Raw genomic sequence first — 23,440 nt, forward strand, 5'->3', positions numbered from 1 at the left:
CTGAATCCGAACCGGATGCGTGAATTCTCAGCTTCCCCGGTATGTACTGTAACCTCCTGGAGCAATCAATAATGGAATATGGTAATGGCTTGAGGCATCAGATACGGCAAAACGAATCGGAACAATTGTCCATAATGCCTGCCCCAGCTCCTCCAATGAACGATGTGCGTAATAACTCTCGACATGGAATTGAAGCTCATATATCGCTGGCTCCAACTTGCCTCCATCCAGCAGCGGTGCATCCAAACGCCCATCCGCATTGGTCACCGACTCAGCTACTTTTGTCTTGTTTTCCTGTTCTCCATCCCTCTTCAGGGTATACAGTTCGATCCGAACACCCGCAGCAGGCACACCTTTGGAGGTATCCAGCACATGTGTTGTAATTCGGCCATCAGACATCGACATTAGACGTCACCTTCTTTCCCGGCGTCACGGCCGTCTGTTCCCAGATCATCCCTTGTCATCGAGAAACCCTGGAATCCGTAAGGTGGTCTCGGTTCGGTAAATACTTTGCCTTCCCCCTCTTTCACTTCCTCCAGCACTGTTTCCCAAGTCCGATTGTTGGACTCAAATGAAACCTCACTCAGTTGCTCAAATCGACTTAACAACCTGCGTCCAATCTGGTAGATCAGATGTTGAATGGAAGCGGATCGACACTCATGAAATACCGCCGCAGCCAAGTCTCTGACCTGTTCCGCCGCTACATACCGTCCACGCTGATCATCTATGCCATCTCTCGGATCTTCATAACGCCAATTGATGTTCAGGAAAATAAATAACGGTCGATCCCATGTCTCTGGAAGAGTGGTATATTCATCCTGCATAAATCCGGCAAATTCACTGCCTTTGACCTTGATCAGTCTCAGATCGGCTACACCACTGAAATGGTTGCTGAGTTCAATCGAGTCTCCTGTTCGTTCTGCTTCCACGGCAGCTGTCGCACGATCATTCTGCGAATAACGAAATACAAGCGCACTCGGTCGATAACTCCCTTCCAACCCAATCGGTATATCTTCAAAAGGGATCTGGTCCGCTGTCATCTGAACCTTGCTCATCTGCGGATACGTCTCCAGGAAACGACGGCTTACCAGCGCAAGAAATCCTTCCACCGTCGCCCCTGTGTAATCCGCTGCATGTTTAAGAATGAAATTTTTCATCGAATCGGTGGCGACCACCAGCGAATTATCCCCTTCTGCAAAAGAAGGCAAGAATTCATCCCCCTGCACAGCCACCTTGATGTTCAATCCAAACAGAATATTGCTGCGTCCCATGAATGGAGATTCCGGAATGGACTGTATACCCGTCAACGGTTTGGTGTAGGAACGGTACATCCACACATCCCCTTTGCCGTAATACATGGTCCGCTGCTGCACTGCCGCTGGCTTGCTCACGAACTCATGTTCATGACCGATCTGTGCAAGCCATTGCTCCAAGCGAATGCCTGCAATCTTGAATACTTCCTTCAATGCAGTCTCGAATTCTTCTTCCCTGCCTCGCCGATGACGTTGCCTCATGGATTCGAGGATGGAGCTTGCGGTATGGCCTTTTACAGCCAATATGAATGGAAAGCCAAATTGGCTTGTATATGCTTTGTTTAATTGTTGAAGTTCGTTGTACTGCTCTTGTGAGAGTGAATCAAGGCCGGCACCTGCCTGTTCCTGAACGGAGTTGCTGCTCATGCTGATTCGCGCTCCAAGATCCGGGTGATTTCGAAGCAGTTGCAACTTCACCTGGTCATCCGATGCCTGAACCATGTTCTTCATCACGTTCATCATCTGTTCAAATGAATCAAAAGGTCGTAAAAGCCCGGAACGTTCAGCCACCCATGGTGACTCCTCAAATAAGCCGCCAAACGTATGCACAAACTGCGTGATAGACCAGTTGTTAACAAGTTTAATTAAGTCACTCATGTTAGAACCTCCGGTCTGTTATGGATTATTGTTCTTCATTCTAAGTGTCGTTCAATGTCGCGACAACAATATTTACGCAATTTTGTAATATAACATAACATCAGAGTTGTGATTTGTTTGCTATGCACGGGAAGTTCAGCTTTTATTGTCCTTAAACATGAAAAAACCGCATTCCATCAAGGGAATGCGGTTCATGGGTCTGAGACCCAGTAGCATTGTCATCTTGCACAATGCGCGGTTTAGAGTTGCACATTGTGCGGTCTTGCAGCTGCTTTGTCCCGCACAAACTTGCGGAAGGTGAATACCAGCTTTAATTTCAGCAGATCATTTGTTTTCTTAAAGTCCATTTGCAGCAAGCTGCCGACTTTCTCCATACGATAAGTGACTGTGTTACGATGCACAAACAGCTGCTTGGCAGCTTCATTGATCAGTCCATCATTCTCAATAAAGGACTCCAATGTATTCATCAATACCTGATTGGGATCACCATCCCTGGCAAGTAACGGTTCAAGTACTTTATTGCAGTAATTCTCCATGATGTTATCCGGTACATGTTGGAACACATAGGCAAATTCGAGCATTTCAAATTGCAACGCGCGGTCTTTCATGCCGAATCGACGAGCCAGTTGTCGGGTATCCAGACATTCCTGATACGCTTCACGGAGCGATTTGGGTTCGTGTTTCATTTTGCTGATCCAGAAACGCGGAGCCGGTGCGCCTTTTGCTTCTTGTGCTGCCAGCACATCACCGAACCGGTTCAACAGAAAACCTGACAGTTCCTCTCCATAGTCTCTCCCTGTTGGACAGGTATAGATGGACAGAATGCCATCTTCAATCTGAAAATGCTGTGAGGCCGTGAATTGCATCAGCGGATTGTATTGTAATTCACGATGAATCTGTTTAAGCAGCTTTCCCTCGGCAAACAGAGTCGGCTCAAGCGTGATCAGTACGCACTGATACGTTCCCTGGAACAGATGTACACCTTTGTTTTCACTCAAGGTGGTCAATTCCTGAATAGTCATTTTGTTATCCAAATACTGTGAAAGCAGCGTACGCATCTCATCTTGAACGGTCGGATTAATATGCTCGCGATAAGTCATATCCATATAAAATGCCAATACATCGGCAGCCTGTTGGAACAGCTCCTCCTCTGCCCGAAGCGATAAGGCTGAATCGGTAAACACCAGCAATGATCCGTATTCTTCATCATTCTGTTTGATCGGTACGCGATGACAACTTCCCTGATTCCATTTCACTCGGTGCATGACGGATTTCCATGGCCAGCCCTGGGTTACAGCATCCCCTGCAATGCCCTCACTGCCATAGAGCACATGCCCACGTGAACCAATGACGGCAAGCGGATAGTTCAACACCGTGGCAAGTTCGGCAAAGACATTCCGGTGTGGCTGCTGTTGCAGTGCAAACTGCATTAATTTCTTTTGCTTCTGCACAACTTCATGCAGCAATCGGTTGCTGCGTTCATGTTCAGCCTTGAACAAGGCATTCATCTGGTCCGAGAAGGTGAATTGAAAAGGAAGCTCAAGCAATGGTAAACGAAGTCGATCCGCTTCCTCGACAATGCCTTGGGGAATGGACTGCCAGAAACGTCCCAGCTTGATGCCGAGTCCTGCACAGCCACGTTCGTTCAAGCGCCGCATCAAACGTAGTGCATCTGTCTCACTGTCTTTCATAATAAAAGCAGTGGTGAACAACATTTCTCCGGATTTGATCCAATCCGCGATATCAGGAGCGTCCATGACGTTAACGGATTTCATCATCCGTGAAGTCCCTTCTCCACCCGCAACCAGTTTGGCCTCGGACAACGGGTATACCTGTAAAGCCTCTTTAACCGTAAGTTGCATGGACACTACCTCCCATATATATAACACATAATCATGTTATTTTCGTTTTAGCAGAATTATTTCTGGATTACATTTCTAATTAAATCTATATTCATCCATTTAATCTCGTTTGTTGTTAAGTATTATAACATCATTTTTCTTGATAAAGCTTACATGGCAAAAAAATAAAACCTATGACCTAATTACAGCGCACTTTCCTGTAATCGGCATAGGTTTTTAAGTTACTATGATTCACACACAACGGTTGGAAGGTTTTTCTATTTAGCCACGCAAACTCCTCCATAGGTAACTACTCTAGGATCAGTAACTTCAGATACACAATTCGTTTTATATTTTCCCAAATAACGTTCGTATAGAGAAGCAAGGCAGCGTATTTCATCTCGGAATTGTACTATTTTTTCTCCAATTGAGTTCATAATCTTCAGGTGTTCCTTCTCAATAGCGACTTTTAATGGAACAATGTTCTTGTTCCGCGACAGTTGAACAATGATCAGCTCATTTATTTCAGCTCATGGGGTAATCAATTTCCCTTTTGTTACCATTTTTTTCATATATAATCTCTGTTTTTCTGCCATCCGGGTATTCCTTGATCATTTTTTCATTTTCTTCATATACAATGGGCACACCATTGCTTTTGGCCTCTTGTCTGGCCGAGAGTGTTGCTTTTACTAAAATTTCATTCAATTCAGAAATTGACATACGTTTCATGTGAAGATACCCTCCTTAAATAATTGTACGTAAAAGTTTCACACTATTAAAATACACCTGCATTAATAAATGCCACATATTCCTCAAACGTATTTGAAAATATTGCAAAATGATGATTTTTCAAAATGTACCTCGCAAGATTATATATTAACTATCAGTGTTGTTCTGGCAGGATGTATGCTGTTTAACCATATATAGGCTTGAAATATTACGTGCTCATAACTATAACGAATCTGCATCACGTTTGGCCCTTTGATATTCTCTTTCATCTCGAACTGCTCGATTCCATTCTGATTGCGAATACTTAACATTATAATTAGCTTGTTTTACAAACTTTTCTTTTGAAAAATTGGCCTGTTTCCGTTTTTCCTCAGCTGTATCATATGCCTCACTTTTTAATCGTTCTTTCTCTTTGTGTAAATTACTTTCCCCAATATTCCATCCGGTACTATGGTTTGGATTCCCAAACATTGAGACAGTCTTATCCAGTAAAAACAGCAGAGCGAATACAATAGTACCACCGACCATAAATAAGAAATCAATGACCTTAAGACGCAACATTCCTCCCTTCAAGGAAGATACACTTCCCTTTCTTAATAACTTCAACATTCTAGCTTTATCTTTCTGTCTTAGAATTCCTCCATCATATTTTCCTGCCTCTATCTCTTCAATCAATCTTCCGTTTGTATTTGTTACACGAACCATAACTTTATTGATCAACTTTGCTGATATTACAGCAAAGACTATTGGAATAATGAATGTAATAGCTAGATGTATGAAAGCATCCCATACATCAGATACTAGCACTTGAGATGCATACGTATTAGTTAAGTTAAGTAGAAGAGACAGAATAATAAACCCACATACAGTTCCATACATACTATGCCATTTGAATTTTTTTTCATCATCAAAGGAGATGGGTTGCCTTTTAAACTTATTCGTAAGTAGCTTTACAACTAAAATACTGATAAAGCCAGCGGGGATTACAAATATCACACCATAAATACCAAGTGAGAAATGATTTGTATGAGAAGTGTATAAACCTCCTTCAAAAATCACCTCTTGAGTCATTACTCGATTGATCAATTTATTGATTGCAATGGTCAAAATAACCGTTAGGATAATTACGGGTAAAGTCTTTCCCTTCAAAGTTTCCTTCATTGTCCATTTGTTCATCTCTTTCATTCCTTTACTCATCATCTAGGTTTCTAATTAGCAACCAAGATAAATATAGATTCTATTATCGTCCTCTTTGTTAAAGAGGCTTCCTATTCGATTACTCTAGTGCATTTTTGTTCATGAAACCATCAACCTTACATCCTTTCTGCTATTGCGGTTAAAACTAGTTTCTTGACTACCTCAAATGTCGTATGTACTTATTGTTCAGTATTTTACTATGCATAGTTATATAAAACCTAAATACGAACAAATCCACGTGCAAACCCCTATCTCGGGAAAAGTACGCACGGCGGCGATGTCATTTAACTTTATCGTGTCGCCGGTCGCTTGAAATTCTCTCTTGGACCGTAAACACCATCACCCTCATGTGCTACTAAGATAGTACCGAATTTCACACTAATCAACAAAAAGGTGACTGTTATGGATCGTCCTGTTGTCTAGCTCTAGTTCAGAAAAATGTTTCTCCGAAAAAGTAAAATGCTCCTTTGGATGCGGTAAAGATACCTAATTAATGCAACTATTTTGCGTTCTCCCCCCCTTAATTACAATCCAATACCAACTCCAGGGATAATAATGTATATCGCTAACCACAAATCGATAAGGTTAATGCGTACGACGGGTTGTTTACTTTAATAGTGACAACCCAAGCAGTTCCATTAGATATCCCCCTTCTTATTTACTATTGATTAAGAAGATAACTTGATCTACTTATGTATGTAATTTGCATAGATCGTAGTCTTTTTTGAACTTTCATTAAAAAATCCCCCAGAAGGGGGACTTATTTAACCTTTGTGAAATCTACTTTATAGGTTACAGACATTTCTTTACCTGCATACATATAAACTAGCTCAGCTGGCTTGCTAAAATCGATTTTAGAATTATCAAAACTTGCATGTAAGACTGACACATATGCTGGAGCTTCTGGCCATGATCCGCTCATTGAGACATCGTCCTTACCTCTTATATCTTTTGGTTGATAAACTTTACTCCCTTGTTTCAATACCACCTTAAGATTCTTTGTAAAAGTAATACTATTGCCATACGTACGTAGCTCGAAATCTAATCTATTCAAACCTTTGTAGAGTGCTAAGAACTCTTTTGCATCTTTTAATGTATATGTATCATAATCGTTAAACTTTAGAAAAGAGGCTCTAACTATATTATAATATGGGGAAGATACCCAGACATCTGGTTGCCATATTTCAAGTTTATCAATTGAAATCTTTAATTTTTGCTTATTATTGAAATCAATTACGGCATCATATCCTTTTTTGCCTATTGCAATTGCATTTTTAAGTTGCTGATCTGATAAATTAAAAATACTAGATTTGACTTTATTGCTTGCTTTCTGTTCTGTTGTGCTCGTAATTTCAATGTTACTTGTGGTTGTATTACTAGCTGCCATGGCCGATCCAGAAAATAGTGTTGACATAATAAGCAATGAGACTAGTAACTTTTTCATCTGATCCTCCAAATATAGGTATTTAGTATATTTTATCCTATCTGTAGATGTAGGTAAATGGTTTTATTTTAGATAATACTTTAGAACTACAAGATATTCTATTAGAAGGACTCTTTAATGCACAGTAGAATGCATTTTGGCAACTAAACAAATAAAGACAACTCTGTCGGACGATGGTCCCCTTCCCATCCAGATCTGCTCCGTTTGCGGACATCGGGTTGGAAAGAGAGAACTACATATCCGAGAGTAAGGCTGCACCAGCTGCGGCGTTCATCATGACCGCGACCGTCAACGCGAGTTTGAACATTCGAGATGAGAGCCTGCGCCTGATACGTCTGACTCCCTCCGTTTAACGAACACCGAACCGCAGGAACGGCAGGGATCGCTTGGCCGAAAAACCTAACCGCTGCTTGAATATATGCCATGCGGGTCAAGTAAGGTTTCTTCCAAAAAGCTCCGACTTCTAACAATAGTTAAGTCGGGGTATTTCACCAACTGGACAGTTAAAAGCATAATTTTCTTCTCAAACCCACCGCGCTCATCTTGTTAAGGTACATCCTTGGATGGCAGATAAGAGAAACATGAGGACCTCCGTTTTTGTTTTTTTTGATATTGTAGAGTAGTCTTTTTTCACCTAACTAAGAACATTATATTGTATCTATAATAATCTGGAAGTTGGAATTTGAACTGCTGAGTTTATAACAAACACTGCCTATTGAAGCTGTAGCCCACTCCTCGGTTATAGCCGAAGTTCATCTCGTTCCGGACTGAATCGATAAGATGATTTTTTCGGCTTCATCTCGAGTAATATATAAACTTTTGTCTTTATGGATTGAATTTTGCTAGTAAAACAGCGCTAGGAGTTTTTACATTGGCATACACCTTTACTGTCGCTTCAACTCCGTAGAGTTTAGCCAAAAGGACATGAATCTGATGAATGGCTAGTGCTGTCTTGTTAAACTTACTTACGGATTTTCGTAATCGTGTACGGCGTTTAATGTTGATATTACTATCTCTTGATCATGTTCTTGTCCCTCGACACGTCAACAAATTATCACTTCACTCTTTCGGAAATGCTTTTACTTATTTCTTCAGGATTTTCAACACCAATGATCAACTTTGATATTTTGAACATACCAACTTTCAAGCTATTCAAATCTAAATGAAGAGTTTCAAGCTCATTTTCAAAAAAGTGGAGTTGATAACCACCATTTGATCTAAATAACCCATTTCTCTTTTCTCCTAATAAAGCACCATATAGTTTAAAAGCTTTGGGTATTGGTCTACCTGTTGTTATTCCCTCGATTGAAGAGTATGGAATTTGCAACCCTTTATCTAATTTTAAAAAGGGTGAGTTTCCAAAGTCGATATTTACGTAGGTTTCCATTAGTTGAATTTTACGTTCCATATTTTGATTCCCCCATTTTCTTTTCAAATAATCCATTTATTTCATAACCCATAATTACATATAATACTACAGATACCTCTTTTATTCATGAAAGTCTAAGCACTGCCCTCCGCGCCTTCGCGGGATACGTCCTCCTTTTTATATTCCATTTCCAATCATTTATTAAAGAACCTACGCGTGTAGCATGTAGTGCTTAAACAGGGACTTATCTTTAACCTAAACACTAAGAAGATACTATATTTTCACTGGACAATTAGTTTATTTTTCCTACACATTTGTTAAATGAAATTGCATGAAATTTAGTTAGGTGTTTATCTAATCAGTAATCCTGCTCATGTTCTTGTCCTTTTCGGCAATCGGGACAAGAACTTGTACCGATAAAACAAAAAAGCCGCTAAATTAGCGACTTCAATAGGAATATGTTCTTGTCCCTCGACAATCATCGTAGTGTCAGTGTAACTTTTAGTTCAACTACGATCAGATTTCCATGGTTTCGTGATTCATCCATAATTTCATACGGGATAATACATCTTTGATATTCAGTGGTTTGCTGAGATAGTCCGAAGCACCTGCTGCAATACATTTCTCCCGATCCTCTTTCATGGCCTTGGCTGTCAGCGCAATAATCGGAAGCTGAGTCAGACCAAGTCGTTCACGGATCTGGCGAGTTGTCTCATAACCATCCAGTTCCGGCATCATAATATCCATCATGATGATATCAGGCTTGACGCCTCCACGCTCCAACAATTCCAGACACTCGTACCCGTTCTGCGCTGAAATGACATTCATACCGTATTGCTCAAGAGCGTTAGCCAGCGCATATACATTTCGTATATCATCATCAACGACAAGTACTTGGCGTCCGCTGAGCAACGCTTCTTCCAGAGGTGTCAATAAAACATCCGATTGTTCGGAAGTTATTGAAGGAAGCTTATTGACCTGAGGTGTAGTGGTAGCCACCTCATTCAGGAACAACCGCGATGCATTCATAGTCTCAGGTTCATCTCTTCGCAGTGGCAGGAACAGCGTGAACACACTGCCATGTCCTTCACGACTTGTTGCCGAGATTGAACCACCCAGCAAAGTCGCAAGCGATTGAGAGATCGACAGCCCAAGTCCCGTTCCGCCATATTTACGTGCCGTAGCCCCATCCGCCTGTTTGAATGCATCAAAGATCTGTAGAAGTTTGTTTTCCGCAATGCCAATCCCTGTATCACTGACGGAGAAAGCAATCACGTCGGTCTCTTGGTCTTTCAATTCAGGATGAGCCAGACTCATTTTGGAGATGGTTAAGGCAACTTCACCCTCACTCGTGAACTTGAATGCGTTCGAAAGCAGATTTCGGAGAATCTGGTGCAATCTCATCTCATCCGTCACGATGGTTTCCGGTAAAGGACTTTGGAGCTGAATCCGGAAATCTATTTTTTTCTGTTCCGCTGTTTTCAGGAAATACTGGTTCATGACTTCAGGTAGACTACCCAGATAGACATCATCGAAATCCACTTCCATCTGTCCGGCTTCCACCTTGGATAAATCCAGAATATCATTGATCAGATTCAGTAGGTCTTTTCCTGATTTGTGAATGACTGAAGCATAGTTCTGCTCTTCACTATTCAAGTGTTGATTTTTATTTTCAGACAATATCTCAGACAAAATCAACATGCTGTTAAGCGGTGTCCGCAATTCATGGGACATGTTCGCCAAGAATTCGGATTTGTACCCCGAGCTTGTTCGTAACTGATCTGCCACAACTGCAAGTTCATCGGCTGATGTCTCAGCAGCGCTCTTCTGTATTTCCAAGCGTTCATTAAGCATATGAAGTTCTTCGGTCTGCATTTGCAGTTCCTCAGTTTGAGACAGCATTTCTTCGGTCTGAGACTGAAGTTTCTCCGATTGTGCCTGTAACTCTTCATTCAGAACTTGTGACTCATCATATAACTGCTGTAATTCCATGCGAGTGACAGTCGAGTGTAAAGAAACACCAAAAATGTCCGTCAGTTCTTGCATCAGCCTCATGTCATTCTCTTGCAATGGCTTCATTGAAGCAAGCTCAATGACCGCAATCGTTCTGCCTTCGAAGAGGACCGGTACTACGGTAAGTGATGTGGCAGATGTATATCCGAGACCCGAAGAGATTCGAATATAGTTCTGTGGCAAATCATTCATGCGCAAGACTCGCTTCTCCACAGCACTTTGACCTACCAGCCCCTCACCCGGGGCCAGCGACACTTTACCGAGCGAACGTTCTTTCTCTCCATCCGCAGCATATGCAGCCACGCGCAAAAGTCGATTGTCTTTCCAGTAATATAAGACGCTATAGGGAACTTCAAACAACATGGCAAGCTCGCTCAGGAACAAGCGTGACAATCCCTCCAGATTGGTCGGGTTCTGTAAGAGTGTCGCAATGCCTGTGATCTGGTCCTTGACCCGATTCTGTTCCTGTACTTCATCCAGTAATTTGTTGGTTTCGTGACCCAGGTCCCCCACTTCATCATGTGTCCGCACCTGAATTCGCTGCTTCAGGTTTCCACCTTTGGAGATATCACTGATGGTTTGCATAACATCTCGCAACGTTTTGACGATATTTCCTGATATCACAATCGCAGCTGCAATGGATAACGCTGCAATAATCCCCCACAGCGTATACATAATCGTCAACAGCGTGGAGCTGCGTCTGGCAAGTTCACTAACCCTCGCCTCGGTCAGCGCGATCTCTGTGTTACGGAAGGTTGTAAGTTGAGAGCGCAGTAGATCAATTTCTGTTTTACCCGGATCAGATTGAAAGAATGCAACAACTTTGGCTTGGTCCCCTTGCTTTTTCAACTCCACCAACGGCTCCCCAGCAATCTCGATCCAGCGCGTAATATGAGCTTTGATGCTTTGCAGACTCTGCTGCTGCGAAGGATTGTCACTAATGAGAGCATTCAACTGATCATAGTTGGAACTCCACTGGGATAGGCCTTGGGAATAAGGCTCCAAGTAACTTTCATTGCCTGTAATCATGAATCCACGCTGTCCTGTCTCCATGTTCAAGACATTTTTTTCAATCGCGTTGGTCAGATTATGTACTTCCAGATCATGATGAGAGATAAAATCATTTTCCTTCTGTAACACATTAATTTGGGCCGTAAGCACTAGCAGAACAACTCCAAATAAAAGCACAACCACAAGATAGCCCAATAGAATTTTGGAGCGTATCGTAAATCTTCTCGTTTTAGACAACGCGGAAACCTCCAAATATATACGAATCCCATTCAATTATATTAAAACTGGTGCATATGTAGTTTATATGGATACGTATAGTCTGACAAGCTTTAAGTTCATCGGTAAGCATAAGAAAAACGACCTGCTTGTGCAGGTCGTCCTCTTCAGTGATCTATATTGCTCATTTGGGCTGATTTTAGGCCTTTGGAGCGATCATTTTGGCCGGATCGACATATTGATCAAATTGCTCTTCGGTAAGCAGGCCCGTTTGTAACGTCGCCTGTTTCAAAGACAAGCCTTCTTTATGCGCAAGCTTCGCAATTTTGGCTGCATTCTCATAACCAATATGCGGGTTGAGCGCTGTAACCAGCATCAGCGAATTGTTCAGATTATGTTTAATCTGATCCAGGTTAGGCTCAATGCCTACGGCACACTTGTCATTAAACGCAATAATGGAGTCCGCCAGCAGTTGTACGGATTGCAAGAAGTTATAGATGATAACCGGTTTGAATACATTCAGTTCAAAATTACCCTGACTTGCCGCGAAACCAATCGCTGCATCATTACCCATGACCTGCGTAACCACCATAGTAATGGCCTCGCTCTGAGTTGGGTTGACTTTACCCGGCATAATGGAGCTGCCTGGCTCATTCTCAGGAATACGGATCTCGCCCAGTCCACTACGAGGACCACTGGCCAACCAGCGGACATCATTGGCGATTTTCATCAAATCAGCTGCAAGCGCTTTAACAGCACCGTGCGCATATACAACTTCGTCATGACTTGTAAGTGCATGGAATTTGTTTGGTGCAGATACAAAATCTTTCCCCGTATGTTTGCCAATCTCCTTGGCAGTGAAGTCCCCAAAGTCCGGATGAGCATTGATACCCGTTCCAACAGCTGTACCGCCGATCGCAAGCTCCTTCAGGTACTGTACACTTTCACGGATCATACGCTCACTCTTGCCCAGCATGGCTTCCCAACCACTGATCTCCTGGCCAAGCGTAATTGGTGTTGCATCCTGAAGGTGGGTACGTCCAATCTTGATAATATCCTTGAATGCCTCCGACTTGTCAGCAAAAGTGGCTTTTAATACCGAAATTGCCGGCAAGAGTTGATCCTCAACAGCCAGAACACCTGCGACATGCAGAGCCGTTGGGAATGTATCGTTGGAGCTCTGGGACATGTTCACGTCATCATTTGGATGCAGACGCTCTTCCTTACCCTTTTGCTCCAGCAGTTGGTTCCCCAGATTGGCAATCACTTCGTTCACGTTCATATTGGATTGTGTTCCACTTCCCGTCTGCCATACTACCAGTGGGAAATGGTCATCAATTCGGCCTGCAATAATCTCGTCTGCTGCATAAGCAATAGCATCGGACTTAGCCGCAGATAATTTACCTAATTTATGGTTACTGGCCGCAGCACTTTTTTTCAAAATGGCAAGGGCACGGATAACTTCCATCGGCATATGTTCACTGCCAATCGGGAAATTCTCCTTGCTGCGCTGCGTCTGAGCTCCCCACAGCCTGTCGGCTGGTACTTTCATTTCGCCTAACGTATCTCTCTCAATGCGGTATTCCACTTGCTTGTCCTCCTCCAAAAAGATGGTTTGGGTCTCTACAAAGCTTGTGTATCTCGTCATATTATACATGATTTACGAGCAGGTTTTCACCTTTTCGACAAAATTGTAAGCGCAGCGCAAAATGAGCGTGAATTATTTTTGTGACGCAATTGGATACAAACGGCTGCTCTGTTCGAATAGTTCACCTGGTTCCAAACCGATCAATCCGATTTCTTCTGCAGGTATGCCTTCAACATTAGGAGCGTTAACCAGGTTCATCTGTGGTTCAGGACAGAAGAATTCGCCACCCATGTTATTGTTCCAGATCATCCAGTGCTTGTAGGAGGTACCCACATCGTATACCAGTTTGTCTCCAGTACGGTGATCCGTAAGTTCCATATAGTTACGTCCATTCTGCGGCTCCGCAGTGTAATGATTATCCATGGCAGCAAAGAACGGACTAACCCCGTCTTTTTTCAATTGTTCTTCCTCAGGTGTAAGCGGTTGAAATTGTCCTGTTGGCAGAGAACGCTCATTCAATTCACGACGTTGTCCAATCGTAACTTTGGCCGTGTAATCCGAGGCCTGACTGTCCGGTGCAAAAGGTACAGCAATCGCCGTGTGGAATGCAAACAAATTCGGCATATATTCAGTCCCGTTGTTGCGGACGATCAATTGTTGCTGAAGTCCTTGGCTACTCAAAGAATAACGGAGCGTCACTGTGAACGTAAACGGCAGGTACTGATGGAATGTATGCCCTTCTTTCACGTCCTGGCTAAGCAACACATAACTCTCCAGCTGATCCGAACCGTATCCCTCAACCTTCCACTCGGCATCATGCAAAAATCCATGCAAATGGTTACCTGTAGCCGGTTCGTTCACAGGCAACTGATAAACTTTACCATTCCAGGGGAAACGTCCATCCTCATAACGGTTTGGTGGAGAAAGAATCGGAATTCCATAGACCGCAGGTGCAGCCATAAATTCATCCATCTGATCCTGATTCGGCTCTCTCAAGTAACGGAAACCCTTTTCTGTATCACGAAAAGCAACGAGGTTGGCACCCACGCTAGGAATAACTGCCGCTTCAAACTGATTAAAACGAAGCCAAACGGCCGGAATCCCTCCAAATTGTTCTTCAAATGCTGCATTTTGCTGTGTCATCGTTATATGTACCTCCTGCATACTAAGGTTATATTATACGGCTCGACTATATCATGCCCGAGCGCAAAATACCAATCTATGATAGAGAACAAATTCATAATAGAAAAACAAAAAAGACAGGAAAAAGACAGCTGCAATACGTTACGGCTGTCTCTGCTGTCTTTCATATGATGGTTCAATTAATCCACATATTTTCCTTGATCCGGCACAGTGCTCTCTTCAAAGTCCAGATCAAGCCGCTTCAAGGATGCACTCAGCATATCTCCGCTCAAGGCATGCCCATGCCCGGTAATCGCAAGTTTCGGTTCCAGATGCCTTATATGCTGGACAGATTGATGAGCAGCCTGCCAATCGGTTGTGAAATAAGATGGTGGGCCATGCAACTGTTTGTCCTGAAGCAACACACTCCACAGCGACTCCTGCTTCACTGTGATGATTGCGTCTCCCGCAATTAACAAACGGTCTGCTTCCCGAAACAGCGACACATGTCCAGGCGTATGACCTGGCGTGTGCACCCATTCCCATCCTGAGACGCCTGGAACGGAATGATCTTTGGGTAAACTGAATATCCGATCATCCAGATTGATTGCCTCATTGGGATAAGCGAATGACAACCTGGACATCAAACCTCCACCTACAGAAGGATCCGCTGGCGGGTAATCTTTTAATCCCGTTAAATACGGAATTTCAAGCGGATGAGCATACACTGGCACACCCCAGAATTGTTCCAGTTCAATAACGGTCCCTACATGGTCGAAGTGGCCATGCGTCAATATGATCGCAGACGGCGGACCTTGAAATCGTTCTGTTGCAACCTGAACAATATGATCTGTGAACCTCGCCATTCCGGTGTCCACGAGGACCCAGTTCCTGCTTCCTGGCTCTCCGATGAACACGACATTAACGAATAGTGTACGTAGACTGAGAATATCGGGCGCGACTTCTTCAAGTCCCGTCAACCCTTCTGTAATCAGATTGTCAGATGCCATTCACGGTTACCTCCCATTAGGCGGATTGTCTCTCTGGTTCCATTCATCTCGTAGACTTCCCTTTTCTGGATCATCTATTCAACATTTCCAATAAAATAGACGGTATACACCCTGTTTCGGGCATACACCGTCTAGTATAGTCATCGACACAACACAATAGAACAAGAACATCTCGGCTAGTTAAGCCGGAAATGCCTCCAAAGCAGCATCGAGCAATTGATTGTACAGATCGTCATCATTTTCAAGCAACTCGTCCATACGCAGTAACTCTTCTTCATCACCGGATTGCTCCGTGAAATGCAAACTATAGTCCCAATCTTTTCCGTTCTTGCTCATGAAGGTAATCTCATATACTGACTTTTCGCCTTCTGTGCGGTAAACGGTATTTCCCACGTATCCTTTTTCACCTTCACGTCGCATTTCAGCACTTATAATTTCAATATTCACAATCATTCTCTCCTTTAATCTTTCATCTACAGGCGGTCTCCAACATTTCTGGTAAACCTAGTTTGGTAATTATTATTGGTTAATTGTACAATATATAACGTAGCAACGTATACCTTATTCAATGAAGGAACGATTCTGAGTCCTTACATAGTTGTAATGAGGATTATAAATACGTGTTTGACCAACATCTATAATAGCCAACAAGCTACGATATTATTATCACATTGGAGGAAAAAATAGCATGAATACTTTTGAAACGAATCTTCAGCAATATGCTGAACTGGCTGTACAAGTCGGTGTCAATGTCCATCCAGGACAGACACTCGTGGTAAACGCTCCAATCTCGGCAGCACATTTTGTACGACTGATTGTCAAAGCAGCCTACGGTAAAGGTGCGAAATTGGTCAAAGTAAACTGGAGCGATGAAACCGTTACACGTCTTCATTACGATCTTGCACCTGATGAAGCCTTCTCCATTGAACCGAAATGGTTTGCAGCTGAAATGACTGAACTCGTTGAAGAAGGTGCCGCTATTCTGCACGTCATCGCTGAAAATCCGGATCTGCTGAACGGTGTAGCTCAGGAACGGATTGTTACCAGCCAAAAAGTGCGCGGCAAAGCGCTCGAAAAATATCGTTCTTATCAGATGGCTGACAAATTCAGCTGGTCTATCGTAGCCGTTCCTTCTCCGGAATGGGCAGCTAAAGTATTCCCGGATCTTCCAGAAGCACAACAAGTGGATCGCCTGTGGGACGTCATTTTCAAAACCGTACGGATCGGTGAGCAGGATGCTGTTGCCGAATGGAAAACCCATTTGCAAAACCTAGATTCCCGCGCTGATCTGCTGAACAACAAGAAATACAAGAAGCTTCACTATACAGCTCCAGGCACAGACTTGACCATTGAACTTCCAGAAGGCCATATCTGGGTATCCGGTGGAAGTGTCAATGAGCAAGGACATGTCTTTATTGCCAATATGCCTACCGAAGAAGTATTCACAGCTCCGCTGAAAACGGGTGTTAACGGTGTAGTTCGCAGCACGAAACCACTGAGCTACGGAGGCAACCTGATTGACGGATTCTCCCTTACATTTGAGAACGGTCGAATCGTAGATTACACCGCTGAACAAGGACTGGATGCACTCAAAAACCTGATCGAGATGGATGAAGGTGCACACTATCTGGGTGAGGTAGCCCTCGTTCCACATCAGTCACCAATTTCCGATACGAATATTTTGTTCTACAATACTTTGTTTGATGAAAATGCCTCCAACCATTTGGCGATTGGTAATGCCTATGCCTTCTGTCTGGAAGGTGGTAAAACGATGTCCAAAGAAGAATTGATTGAACGTGGCATGAACTCCAGTCTCACTCATGTTGACTTCATGATTGGATCCGGAGAAATGAACATCCACGGTGTGACCTCCGAAGGTGCGGAAGAGCCGATCTTCCTGCAAGGAAACTGGGCATTTTAATCCCGTTTGATGTGATTTAGGAGAGAGGAGATTACTCCTCTCTTTTCCTGCGTCAACAGGTCAAAAATTCAACAATTGGAGGGAACTCACATGTTAAGTTTTGAACAAAAAATGGATCGTTACGCTGAACTGGCTGTAAGAGTAGGTGCTAACGTGCAACCAGGACAAGTATTTGTCATCTCTGCGATGATTGATACCGCTGAATTCGTACGTTTGCTGGTACGAAAGGGGTATGAAGCTGGCGCCAAGCAGGTGATTGTAAAATACGGAGATGAAACCGTCAATCGATTGCGGTTTGAGATGGCCCCTGAGGAATCCTTCCAGGAGCCGCCGAAATGGCATGCAGCGGAGCTTGAAGAACTGGCGGCCAATAATGCAGCCTTTCTAACCGTATTGTCATCCAGTCCAGACCTGATGAAAGGTATTGACCCGGAGCGAATTTCCACCCATCAGCGTACATTTGGTCAGGCAATGGCCAAGTACCGTCAGTATCAACAGGCGGATAAAATGAGCTGGACGGGTGTGGCTTGTCCTTCCCCCGATTGGGCAGCCAAAGTATTCCCGGATCTCCCGGCAGCCGAGCAGGTTAGCCAGCTGTGGGAAGCCATTTTTTCTGCAGTGAGAGCCGATCTGGAGGACCCTGTAGCGGCTTGGGAACAGCATATCGAACGACTGGAGACCAAAGCCGTTGCCCTGAACAACAAGAAGTATCAAGCATTGCATTTCCTCTCACCGGGGACGGATCTTACTGTCGAGCTTCCAGAAGGTCATATCTGGGCGCAGGCAGGTAGCGTGAATGAGCAAGGCACCCCTTTTGTCGCCAATATTCCAACAGAGGAAGTATTCACTGCTCCAGCCAAACATGGCGTTAATGGCAAAGTGTCCAGCACCAAACCACTCAGCTATGGCGGCAGTATCATTGATCGTTTTTCACTCACATTTGAGAACGGACGTATCATTGATTTTCATGCCGAAGAAGGTCAGGATACGCTGGAAAGACTCATTTCCATGGATGAAGGATCTCATTACCTCGGCGAAGTCGCTTTGGTTCCCTTCCATTCACCGATCTCTGAGAGTGGTATCCTGTATTACACTACATTGTATGATGAGAATGCATCGTGCCATCTTGCAATTGGCAGTTCCTATGCATTTAATATCGAAGGGGGCAAGACGATGTCTCCCGAAGAACTTGCCGCTCGCGGCATGAACTCCAGCATTACTCATGTGGATTTCATGATGGGCTCTCCCGAAACGGACATCTACGGTATTACGGCAAACGGCGAACGTGAAGCCATCTTCCTCAATGGAGACTGGGCATTCTAACAGATAACGGTTGATTTCTCCCCCGTTATATATTTTCACTGAAACTGTCATCCAGGCTGTCTTGCAACCATGTGTTCATGGTTGCAAGACAGCCTTTTTATTAATTTTCAGCAAACTGTCCTGGAGGCTGCACACGCTCACTCCATCTGGTTTTTCTCGGACCAACCTCCCATTGTATCGTTTCCATATTATGTTGTAAAATGTAATGATACCAATGTTTGTGGATTGTTCACCAGAAAGGAGAACATCATGGCCAATCGGCTCCAGTTATTACTAGCCTCAGATTTCCATAATTTAGGCTCTACACTTCAAGAAGAAGTGTATTATGAATATTATAATATGGTACATGGTCTTATCGTTTATATCATCAAGGAGCGTGCTGCAGCAGAAGATATTATTCAGGAAGCTTTTATCAAAATCATTAAAAACAAACCCATCTTTGAAGACGAGGTCAAACTGAAAGCCTGGCTCAAGGTTGTCACACGGAACACAGCTATTAATTATCTGAGAAAAAATAAAAATAACCGTAACCAATTGGATACGGATAGTGTTTTTATAGATATGGAGACGATGAATCAGACGGCAGCTTCCGTGGAAAGCATGGTAGAAACGCAGATGATGGAAGAGTCCATTGAATATTATCTCGGACAGCTCAAACCGGAATATCGTGTACTGGTGGAGTTACGGTGGAAAAAAGGTCTCTCCTACCGAGAGATGGCCGAACTGCTGGATACCTCCGAAGACATTGTGAAGCAACGCTTGTTCAGAGCCCGTGGCAGTATCAAGAAGAAATTACATAAGGAATGGGGTGGAAGCATTGAGCAAAGGCAAGTCCGATAAAAACGTGGAGCGATTCGATTCAGAGCTGGAAGACGAATATTTCGACGCTGCGTTTGATCTGGCTTTTGATGAAGCTTTCCATCAGGCCGTCTCTGCCCCTTCCGCCTCCCATACCGAATCCATGCAGCAATCCTGGCAGAAGGTACACAGGGAAATTAACAGAATCGGTTTACGTAAAAAAAGAATACGTACCTTGCGACTTTCGGTTGTCGTAGCTGCGTCCGTGACCATAGGAGCCGTTATTTTCAGCCTGCCATCCGGTACGCAAGCGGTATCCCCTTTTGTGCAATCCATCAAAGATTGGGGTAATGGCATGAAATCCATTATCATCGAGGATCGCACGACCCATCTGGGGGCTGATCCATCAACAGCCAAAACGCCTCCACCACCGGAAACCAGCTTAGACGACATTCTTCAATTACAAGAAGAAGAAGCTCTTAATACACCTTCGTATGAGTTATCGAGCCATCTGCTTCGTCCAGTACTTGTTACGGAAGAGATCGCACGCGAAGGGTTCATGGGTGACTTTCTGTTATCCAAGGCCATTCCCGAGCGATTCAACAAGGTCAAATTCGAACTCGTGCTTGATACTGAAAACCCTGTGAATCCAGACGATTATTATGAGTCCACACAAATGAGAGTTCAATATACCAGTGAAGGCAAGAGCATAGAGGATGAGATCATCCAGTTTGATTATGTCTATGTCATGCCTGGGGAGAAAATTGAAGGGGCCATGCTTCGTGATATGAGCACCGTAAAGCTGGCGGATGGCTCGGAAGCACTGATGTATATCGGCCCACCCTATAACTCTTTTCAGTGGATGATGGGTTCCAACAATATGAGTCTGTTTGGAACCCTTTCGGAAGAAGAAATGACTGCGATTGCCAACGATTTTCAAGAGCAGAAGTTTCCCGGCAGCACCCGTCGATAAGATCAGAATAACACGGTGCCAGAGACATGTTTGCTTGTTTCCGTGGTACTTCCATCATACGCTGTATGAATACTGGTAACGCGATAATAATATCCTGGCATAACGGTCCAATCCGATGCGGCATTCAGTAAGTTTGTATTCGTTGCATTGTTGGAATTCATTTTAAAAGTTACCCATGCTGTTCCTGTCCAGCGCTCAAGTCGATAATCTACGGAAAGTGTCTTCATTGCTGTATATGTCATGGTCTTGGTATTGACGATAGCCGATAGTCCACCCCCAGGAATGACTGCACCGACCGCTTGATAGATATGTCCAAGTTCTCGAGTGTTAGCAAGCGAATGGTTGGATGGTTCCGGCGGAGGTGGGGGTGTAAGGGCACCAGAGGACACGTTGATCATCGGGCTTGCAACGGCTGGTTCGGACGTAGGTATAGCCAGAATTGTTGGCACCATTAACAAGGCAACAAGGGTTATTTTTAGCATAGATGCTGCACTCTTATTATTCATTTTCCGCATATTGATCCATCCTCCGGTTCCATATTTGATTTTGTGTAAGGGTATAAACGGACGGATCGGGTGACAGGTTTCAAAAAAAAATTAGACGCTCCGATGTTTCTGTCGGCAGCGTCTTTTATCTTTGCAAGCATCTCCAGCACGGTTGAAACCTAAATTATTCCAGCCCGTATGTATTGGGTAATGGATTCACGAAACCATATTAACCAACAAGATTTGCAAATGAGGTGTATAACTTGAGTAAGCTTCAATCCAAATCCAAAAGGCATCGTCAAAGCTCCAATCCGAATGAACTACACATCGAAGTTTCCAGCTCGTTCAAACGTTGGCTTATTATCTTGGTGAGTGCGCTTACCGCAGGGACCTTAATATATTTCTTGGCTACAGCTCGGGAAAGCTGGATAAGCATGGGGATTGACCGCTATGTATTGCCCTTTATGATCTGGGGACTTGTACTGTCCCCCATCCTTGCTTTTCTTTTCCTCAAGCAGAGCGGACGAACCCTTTCCCATGTCAAATTTTTACGTGTTTTCGGGATTGCTTTCTGCCTTCTGCCTCTGGTACTTCTGTTTTATGTGCTCCCCGTAACAATTGGCATGGTGAATGATCACCTGACCCAGTTTAAACAAAATTCGGTGTTATCCACCACTAAGGTGGGGGACTACAATTCCTACGAGGTTACTTTCGTTGACATGTACGATATCATCACGATAAAGACACCGACGACAACCAAATCCACTCGAAAAAAGCTGAATATCCAGCATGATCTCGCTCCTGGAGAGAATGTTTATGTTACTTATAAGCGAATTTATATCAAAAATAGCTTGGTCACAGAGAATCGCTACACCGATGTTGTCATTCATGCACCCACAGAATCATGAGCATGCAAAAAAGCTGTACGATGACCATTACGTCACCATACAGCTTCATTCGTTACAATTTCGATCTGCCTACGCGCCTTCTTCTTCAACCAATAGTTCCAGTTTAATCACATTTACTCGGGAAATCCGCTTATGCTCTGTCTCTTGAATGACAAATACATAACCCCCATACTCAACCGATTGACCGACCTCAGGTGGAATGGCATCTACTCTGGAGTATAACCAGCCCCCGATGGTATCGTAATCGGCACGATCCATCTCCAGTCCGAATCGTTCGCTGACTTCTTCAATCAGCATCAATCCATCAATAGAGTATTCCATCTCATCCACTTGCTCAATGGCAGGACGCTCATGGTCGAATTCATCCTGAATCTCGCCTACGATCTCTTCCATGATATCTTCAAGTGTGACAAGCCCGGAGGTTCCGCCGTATTCATCAATCAGAATCGCAATCTGTGTCTTGCTACGCTGCATACGTTTGAGCAGATCACTGATTAGCGTGGTATCTGGCACAGCCAGGATGGGCCGGATCACGGAGATGGTATCCGTAAGTTGGGATCGCATCAGATCCTTAATGTGAATAAAGCCGATAATATGATCCTTGTCTCCGTTATATACCGGATACCTTGTTCGCATACTCTCACTGGCAATCTCCAGATTCTCCAGCATGGACTCATTGGCATTCAGACAGATCATTTCTGTCCGTGGAATCATAATTTCACGGGCAGTTGTATCCGTAAAATCAAATATATTATCAACAAGTGCTAATTCAGTGTTGTCAATTAAACCGCTCTTATTGCTTTCTTTCATCAGAATACGTATTTCATCTTCGCTATGTGCCGAGTCCATCTCCGAAGCTGGTGCCATTCGGAACAGTCTCAACAAGCCGTTAGCCATACCGTTCAGTGCCCATATGAATGGATACATTAACTTGTAGAAGAACGTTAGCAAAGCCGCAGACCACAACGTGATCGTCTCAGACTTTCGAATCGCCATCGTTTTGGGAGCAAGTTCTCCCAGTACAATGTGCAAGATCGTAATAATCACAAATGCAATGGCAATAGAGATTCCATGAACGTAGACTGGTCCCAGTCCAAATGCGGTAAACATGGGCTCTAACAGATGTGCAATTGCCGGTTCTCCCAGCCACCCGAGTCCCAGTGAAGCCAAAGTTATACCTAGTTGGCAAGCTGACAGATATGCATCCAGATTACGTACGATATTGGAAGCATAGATGGCATTTTTGTTGCCTGTTTCCACCAAAGCCTCAATCCGGCTTCCACGAACTTTCACCATCGCAAATTCCGCCGACACAAAGAAACCATTCATTAATACAAGTAAACCAATTATTACTAAATTTAAAATACTCGGTAAGGGGTCACTCAAATTTTCATCCTATTTGCCGTCATTCTTCGGCAAATAGGTCCACCTCCTTCGAAAATGTAGGATATTAGCCATTCTGCCGTTCATATGCAATTTCAACTTCCCAATGCTTCCACCTCCACCTTGTTCTGTCGAATAACAAAGATATGCTTCTTTTATTATATAATTCTACACTACACAGTCAATCCGTGTCCTATGA

General features: G+C 43.7%; 20 protein-coding genes. 5 read left to right on the forward strand and 15 right to left on the reverse strand.

Annotated elements, in window-relative coordinates; genetic code table 11:
- Nucleotides 1-27: 27 nt before the first annotated feature.
- The 13 genes from uraH to ACETMN_RS18000 all read right to left on the reverse strand — a co-directional run bounded on the left by uraH (nucleotide 28) and on the right by ACETMN_RS18000 (nucleotide 15,903).
- The gene (uraH, locus tag ACETMN_RS17940) at nucleotides 28-405 is read right to left on the reverse strand and encodes a hydroxyisourate hydrolase (protein ID WP_091019526.1); all 378 of its coding nucleotides are present in this window, start codon (nucleotides 403-405) and stop codon (nucleotides 28-30) included.
- Nucleotides 405-1,910, reverse strand: a complete 1,506-nt coding sequence (gene pucL / locus ACETMN_RS17945) for a factor-independent urate hydroxylase (protein WP_091019527.1) — start codon at nucleotides 1,908-1,910, stop codon at nucleotides 405-407. Before pucL ends, uraH begins: the two co-directional genes overlap by 1 nt.
- Before the next feature lie 239 nt (nucleotides 1,911-2,149).
- On the reverse strand, nucleotides 2,150-3,772 hold the full coding sequence (locus ACETMN_RS17950; protein WP_091019529.1) for a PucR family transcriptional regulator: 1,623 nt from the start codon (nucleotides 3,770-3,772) through the stop codon (nucleotides 2,150-2,152).
- A gap of 504 nt (nucleotides 3,773-4,276) precedes the next feature.
- The gene (locus ACETMN_RS17955; protein WP_091019531.1) at nucleotides 4,277-4,480 is read right to left on the reverse strand and encodes a hypothetical protein; all 204 of its coding nucleotides are present in this window, start codon (nucleotides 4,478-4,480) and stop codon (nucleotides 4,277-4,279) included.
- A gap of 222 nt (nucleotides 4,481-4,702) precedes the next feature.
- Nucleotides 4,703-5,656, reverse strand: coding sequence for a hypothetical protein (locus ACETMN_RS17960; RefSeq protein ID WP_143786567.1), 954 nt, complete (start codon nucleotides 5,654-5,656; stop codon nucleotides 4,703-4,705).
- A gap of 781 nt (nucleotides 5,657-6,437) precedes the next feature.
- Nucleotides 6,438-7,121: a hypothetical protein gene (locus ACETMN_RS17965; RefSeq protein ID WP_091019534.1), complete on the reverse strand. Its 684-nt coding sequence runs from the start codon at nucleotides 7,119-7,121 to the stop codon at nucleotides 6,438-6,440.
- Between the two features lie 143 nt (nucleotides 7,122-7,264).
- Nucleotides 7,265-7,546 (reverse strand): hypothetical protein, encoded by a 282-nt coding sequence (locus ACETMN_RS17970; protein WP_143786568.1) that lies wholly within the window; start codon nucleotides 7,544-7,546, stop codon nucleotides 7,265-7,267.
- 629 nt (nucleotides 7,547-8,175) lie between these two features.
- Nucleotides 8,176-8,529, reverse strand: a complete 354-nt coding sequence (locus ACETMN_RS17975) for a hypothetical protein (RefSeq protein ID WP_091019536.1) — start codon at nucleotides 8,527-8,529, stop codon at nucleotides 8,176-8,178.
- A gap of 477 nt (nucleotides 8,530-9,006) precedes the next feature.
- The gene (locus ACETMN_RS17980) at nucleotides 9,007-11,751 is read right to left on the reverse strand and encodes a CHASE3 domain-containing protein (RefSeq protein ID WP_256975306.1); all 2,745 of its coding nucleotides are present in this window, start codon (nucleotides 11,749-11,751) and stop codon (nucleotides 9,007-9,009) included.
- A 178-nt stretch (nucleotides 11,752-11,929) separates the two neighbouring features.
- Nucleotides 11,930-13,318 (reverse strand): class II fumarate hydratase, encoded by a 1,389-nt coding sequence (gene fumC, locus ACETMN_RS17985; protein ID WP_091019538.1) that lies wholly within the window; start codon nucleotides 13,316-13,318, stop codon nucleotides 11,930-11,932.
- A 132-nt stretch (nucleotides 13,319-13,450) separates the two neighbouring features.
- Nucleotides 13,451-14,461 (reverse strand): aldose 1-epimerase, encoded by a 1,011-nt coding sequence (locus tag ACETMN_RS17990; RefSeq protein WP_047843331.1) that lies wholly within the window; start codon nucleotides 14,459-14,461, stop codon nucleotides 13,451-13,453.
- A 179-nt stretch (nucleotides 14,462-14,640) separates the two neighbouring features.
- Complete coding sequence (locus tag ACETMN_RS17995; protein WP_091019540.1) at nucleotides 14,641-15,450, reverse strand: MBL fold metallo-hydrolase; 810 nt, start codon at nucleotides 15,448-15,450, stop codon at nucleotides 14,641-14,643.
- Between the two features lie 180 nt (nucleotides 15,451-15,630).
- Nucleotides 15,631-15,903, reverse strand: a complete 273-nt coding sequence (locus ACETMN_RS18000) for a hypothetical protein (RefSeq protein WP_047843332.1) — start codon at nucleotides 15,901-15,903, stop codon at nucleotides 15,631-15,633.
- Nucleotides 15,904-16,138: 235 nt separating this feature from the next.
- Between ACETMN_RS18000 and ACETMN_RS18005 the strand changes: the two genes are divergently transcribed.
- The 4 genes from ACETMN_RS18005 to ACETMN_RS18020 all read left to right on the forward strand — a co-directional run bounded on the left by ACETMN_RS18005 (nucleotide 16,139) and on the right by ACETMN_RS18020 (nucleotide 20,465).
- The gene (locus ACETMN_RS18005; RefSeq protein WP_091019542.1) at nucleotides 16,139-17,371 is read left to right on the forward strand and encodes an aminopeptidase; all 1,233 of its coding nucleotides are present in this window, start codon (nucleotides 16,139-16,141) and stop codon (nucleotides 17,369-17,371) included.
- A gap of 90 nt (nucleotides 17,372-17,461) precedes the next feature.
- Entirely contained in the window at nucleotides 17,462-18,694 is a 1,233-nt protein-coding gene (locus ACETMN_RS18010) for an aminopeptidase (protein ID WP_091019543.1), read from the forward strand.
- 249 nt (nucleotides 18,695-18,943) lie between these two features.
- Nucleotides 18,944-19,534, forward strand: coding sequence for an RNA polymerase sigma factor (locus ACETMN_RS18015; protein WP_091019545.1), 591 nt, complete (start codon nucleotides 18,944-18,946; stop codon nucleotides 19,532-19,534).
- Complete coding sequence (locus ACETMN_RS18020) at nucleotides 19,512-20,465, forward strand: hypothetical protein (RefSeq protein WP_091019547.1); 954 nt, start codon at nucleotides 19,512-19,514, stop codon at nucleotides 20,463-20,465. The genes ACETMN_RS18015 and ACETMN_RS18020 overlap by 23 nt, the downstream gene beginning before the upstream one ends.
- A gap of 2 nt (nucleotides 20,466-20,467) precedes the next feature.
- On the opposite strand, the gene ACETMN_RS18025 is transcribed toward ACETMN_RS18020, so the two are convergent.
- A complete protein-coding gene (locus ACETMN_RS18025; RefSeq protein ID WP_411734856.1) occupies nucleotides 20,468-20,971 on the reverse strand; it encodes a hypothetical protein in 504 nt (167 codons plus the stop codon).
- A 242-nt stretch (nucleotides 20,972-21,213) separates the two neighbouring features.
- On the opposite strand from ACETMN_RS18025, the gene ACETMN_RS18030 reads away from it, so the two are divergent.
- Nucleotides 21,214-21,858 (forward strand): hypothetical protein, encoded by a 645-nt coding sequence (locus tag ACETMN_RS18030; protein ID WP_091019550.1) that lies wholly within the window; start codon nucleotides 21,214-21,216, stop codon nucleotides 21,856-21,858.
- 69 nt (nucleotides 21,859-21,927) lie between these two features.
- Here ACETMN_RS18030 and ACETMN_RS18035 read toward each other — a convergent pair whose 3' ends face one another.
- Nucleotides 21,928-23,244: a hemolysin family protein gene (locus tag ACETMN_RS18035; RefSeq protein WP_091019552.1), complete on the reverse strand. Its 1,317-nt coding sequence runs from the start codon at nucleotides 23,242-23,244 to the stop codon at nucleotides 21,928-21,930.
- Nucleotides 23,245-23,440: the final 196 nt, after the last annotated feature.

The organism is Paenibacillus sp. M2 (assembly GCF_046713495.1).
In the GTDB taxonomy this organism is placed as follows: Bacteria; Bacillota; Bacilli; order Paenibacillales; family Paenibacillaceae; genus Paenibacillus; species Paenibacillus amylolyticus_B.

What these genes read in the sequence shown, in the direction of transcription:
- uraH (WP_091019526.1), bottom strand. Translation starts at nt 405, where the DNA reads ATGTCGATGTCTGATGGCCGAATTACAACACATGTGCTGGATACCTCC.
- ACETMN_RS18000 (WP_047843332.1), bottom strand. Translation starts at nt 15,903, where the DNA reads ATGATTGTGAATATTGAAATTATAAGTGCTGAAATGCGACGTGAAGGT.
- ACETMN_RS17990 (WP_047843331.1), bottom strand. Translation starts at nt 14,461, where the DNA reads ATGACACAGCAAAATGCAGCATTTGAAGAACAATTTGGAGGGATTCCG.
- ACETMN_RS18025 (WP_411734856.1), bottom strand. Translation starts at nt 20,971, where the DNA reads ATGAATAATAAGAGTGCAGCATCTATGCTAAAAATAACCCTTGTTGCC.
- ACETMN_RS17960 (WP_143786567.1), bottom strand. Translation starts at nt 5,656, where the DNA reads ATGAACAAATGGACAATGAAGGAAACTTTGAAGGGAAAGACTTTACCC.
- ACETMN_RS17955 (WP_091019531.1), bottom strand. Translation starts at nt 4,480, where the DNA reads ATGAAACGTATGTCAATTTCTGAATTGAATGAAATTTTAGTAAAAGCA.
- pucL (WP_091019527.1), bottom strand. Translation starts at nt 1,910, where the DNA reads ATGAGTGACTTAATTAAACTTGTTAACAACTGGTCTATCACGCAGTTT.
- ACETMN_RS17975 (WP_091019536.1), bottom strand. Translation starts at nt 8,529, where the DNA reads ATGGAACGTAAAATTCAACTAATGGAAACCTACGTAAATATCGACTTT.
- ACETMN_RS18010 (WP_091019543.1), top strand. Translation starts at nt 17,462, where the DNA reads ATGTTAAGTTTTGAACAAAAAATGGATCGTTACGCTGAACTGGCTGTA.
- ACETMN_RS17950 (WP_091019529.1), bottom strand. Translation starts at nt 3,772, where the DNA reads ATGCAACTTACGGTTAAAGAGGCTTTACAGGTATACCCGTTGTCCGAG.
- ACETMN_RS17995 (WP_091019540.1), bottom strand. Translation starts at nt 15,450, where the DNA reads ATGGCATCTGACAATCTGATTACAGAAGGGTTGACGGGACTTGAAGAA.
- ACETMN_RS18005 (WP_091019542.1), top strand. Translation starts at nt 16,139, where the DNA reads ATGAATACTTTTGAAACGAATCTTCAGCAATATGCTGAACTGGCTGTA.
- ACETMN_RS17965 (WP_091019534.1), bottom strand. Translation starts at nt 7,121, where the DNA reads ATGAAAAAGTTACTAGTCTCATTGCTTATTATGTCAACACTATTTTCT.
- ACETMN_RS18015 (WP_091019545.1), top strand. Translation starts at nt 18,944, where the DNA reads ATGGCCAATCGGCTCCAGTTATTACTAGCCTCAGATTTCCATAATTTA.
- ACETMN_RS17970 (WP_143786568.1), bottom strand. Translation starts at nt 7,546, where the DNA reads ATGGCATATATTCAAGCAGCGGTTAGGTTTTTCGGCCAAGCGATCCCT.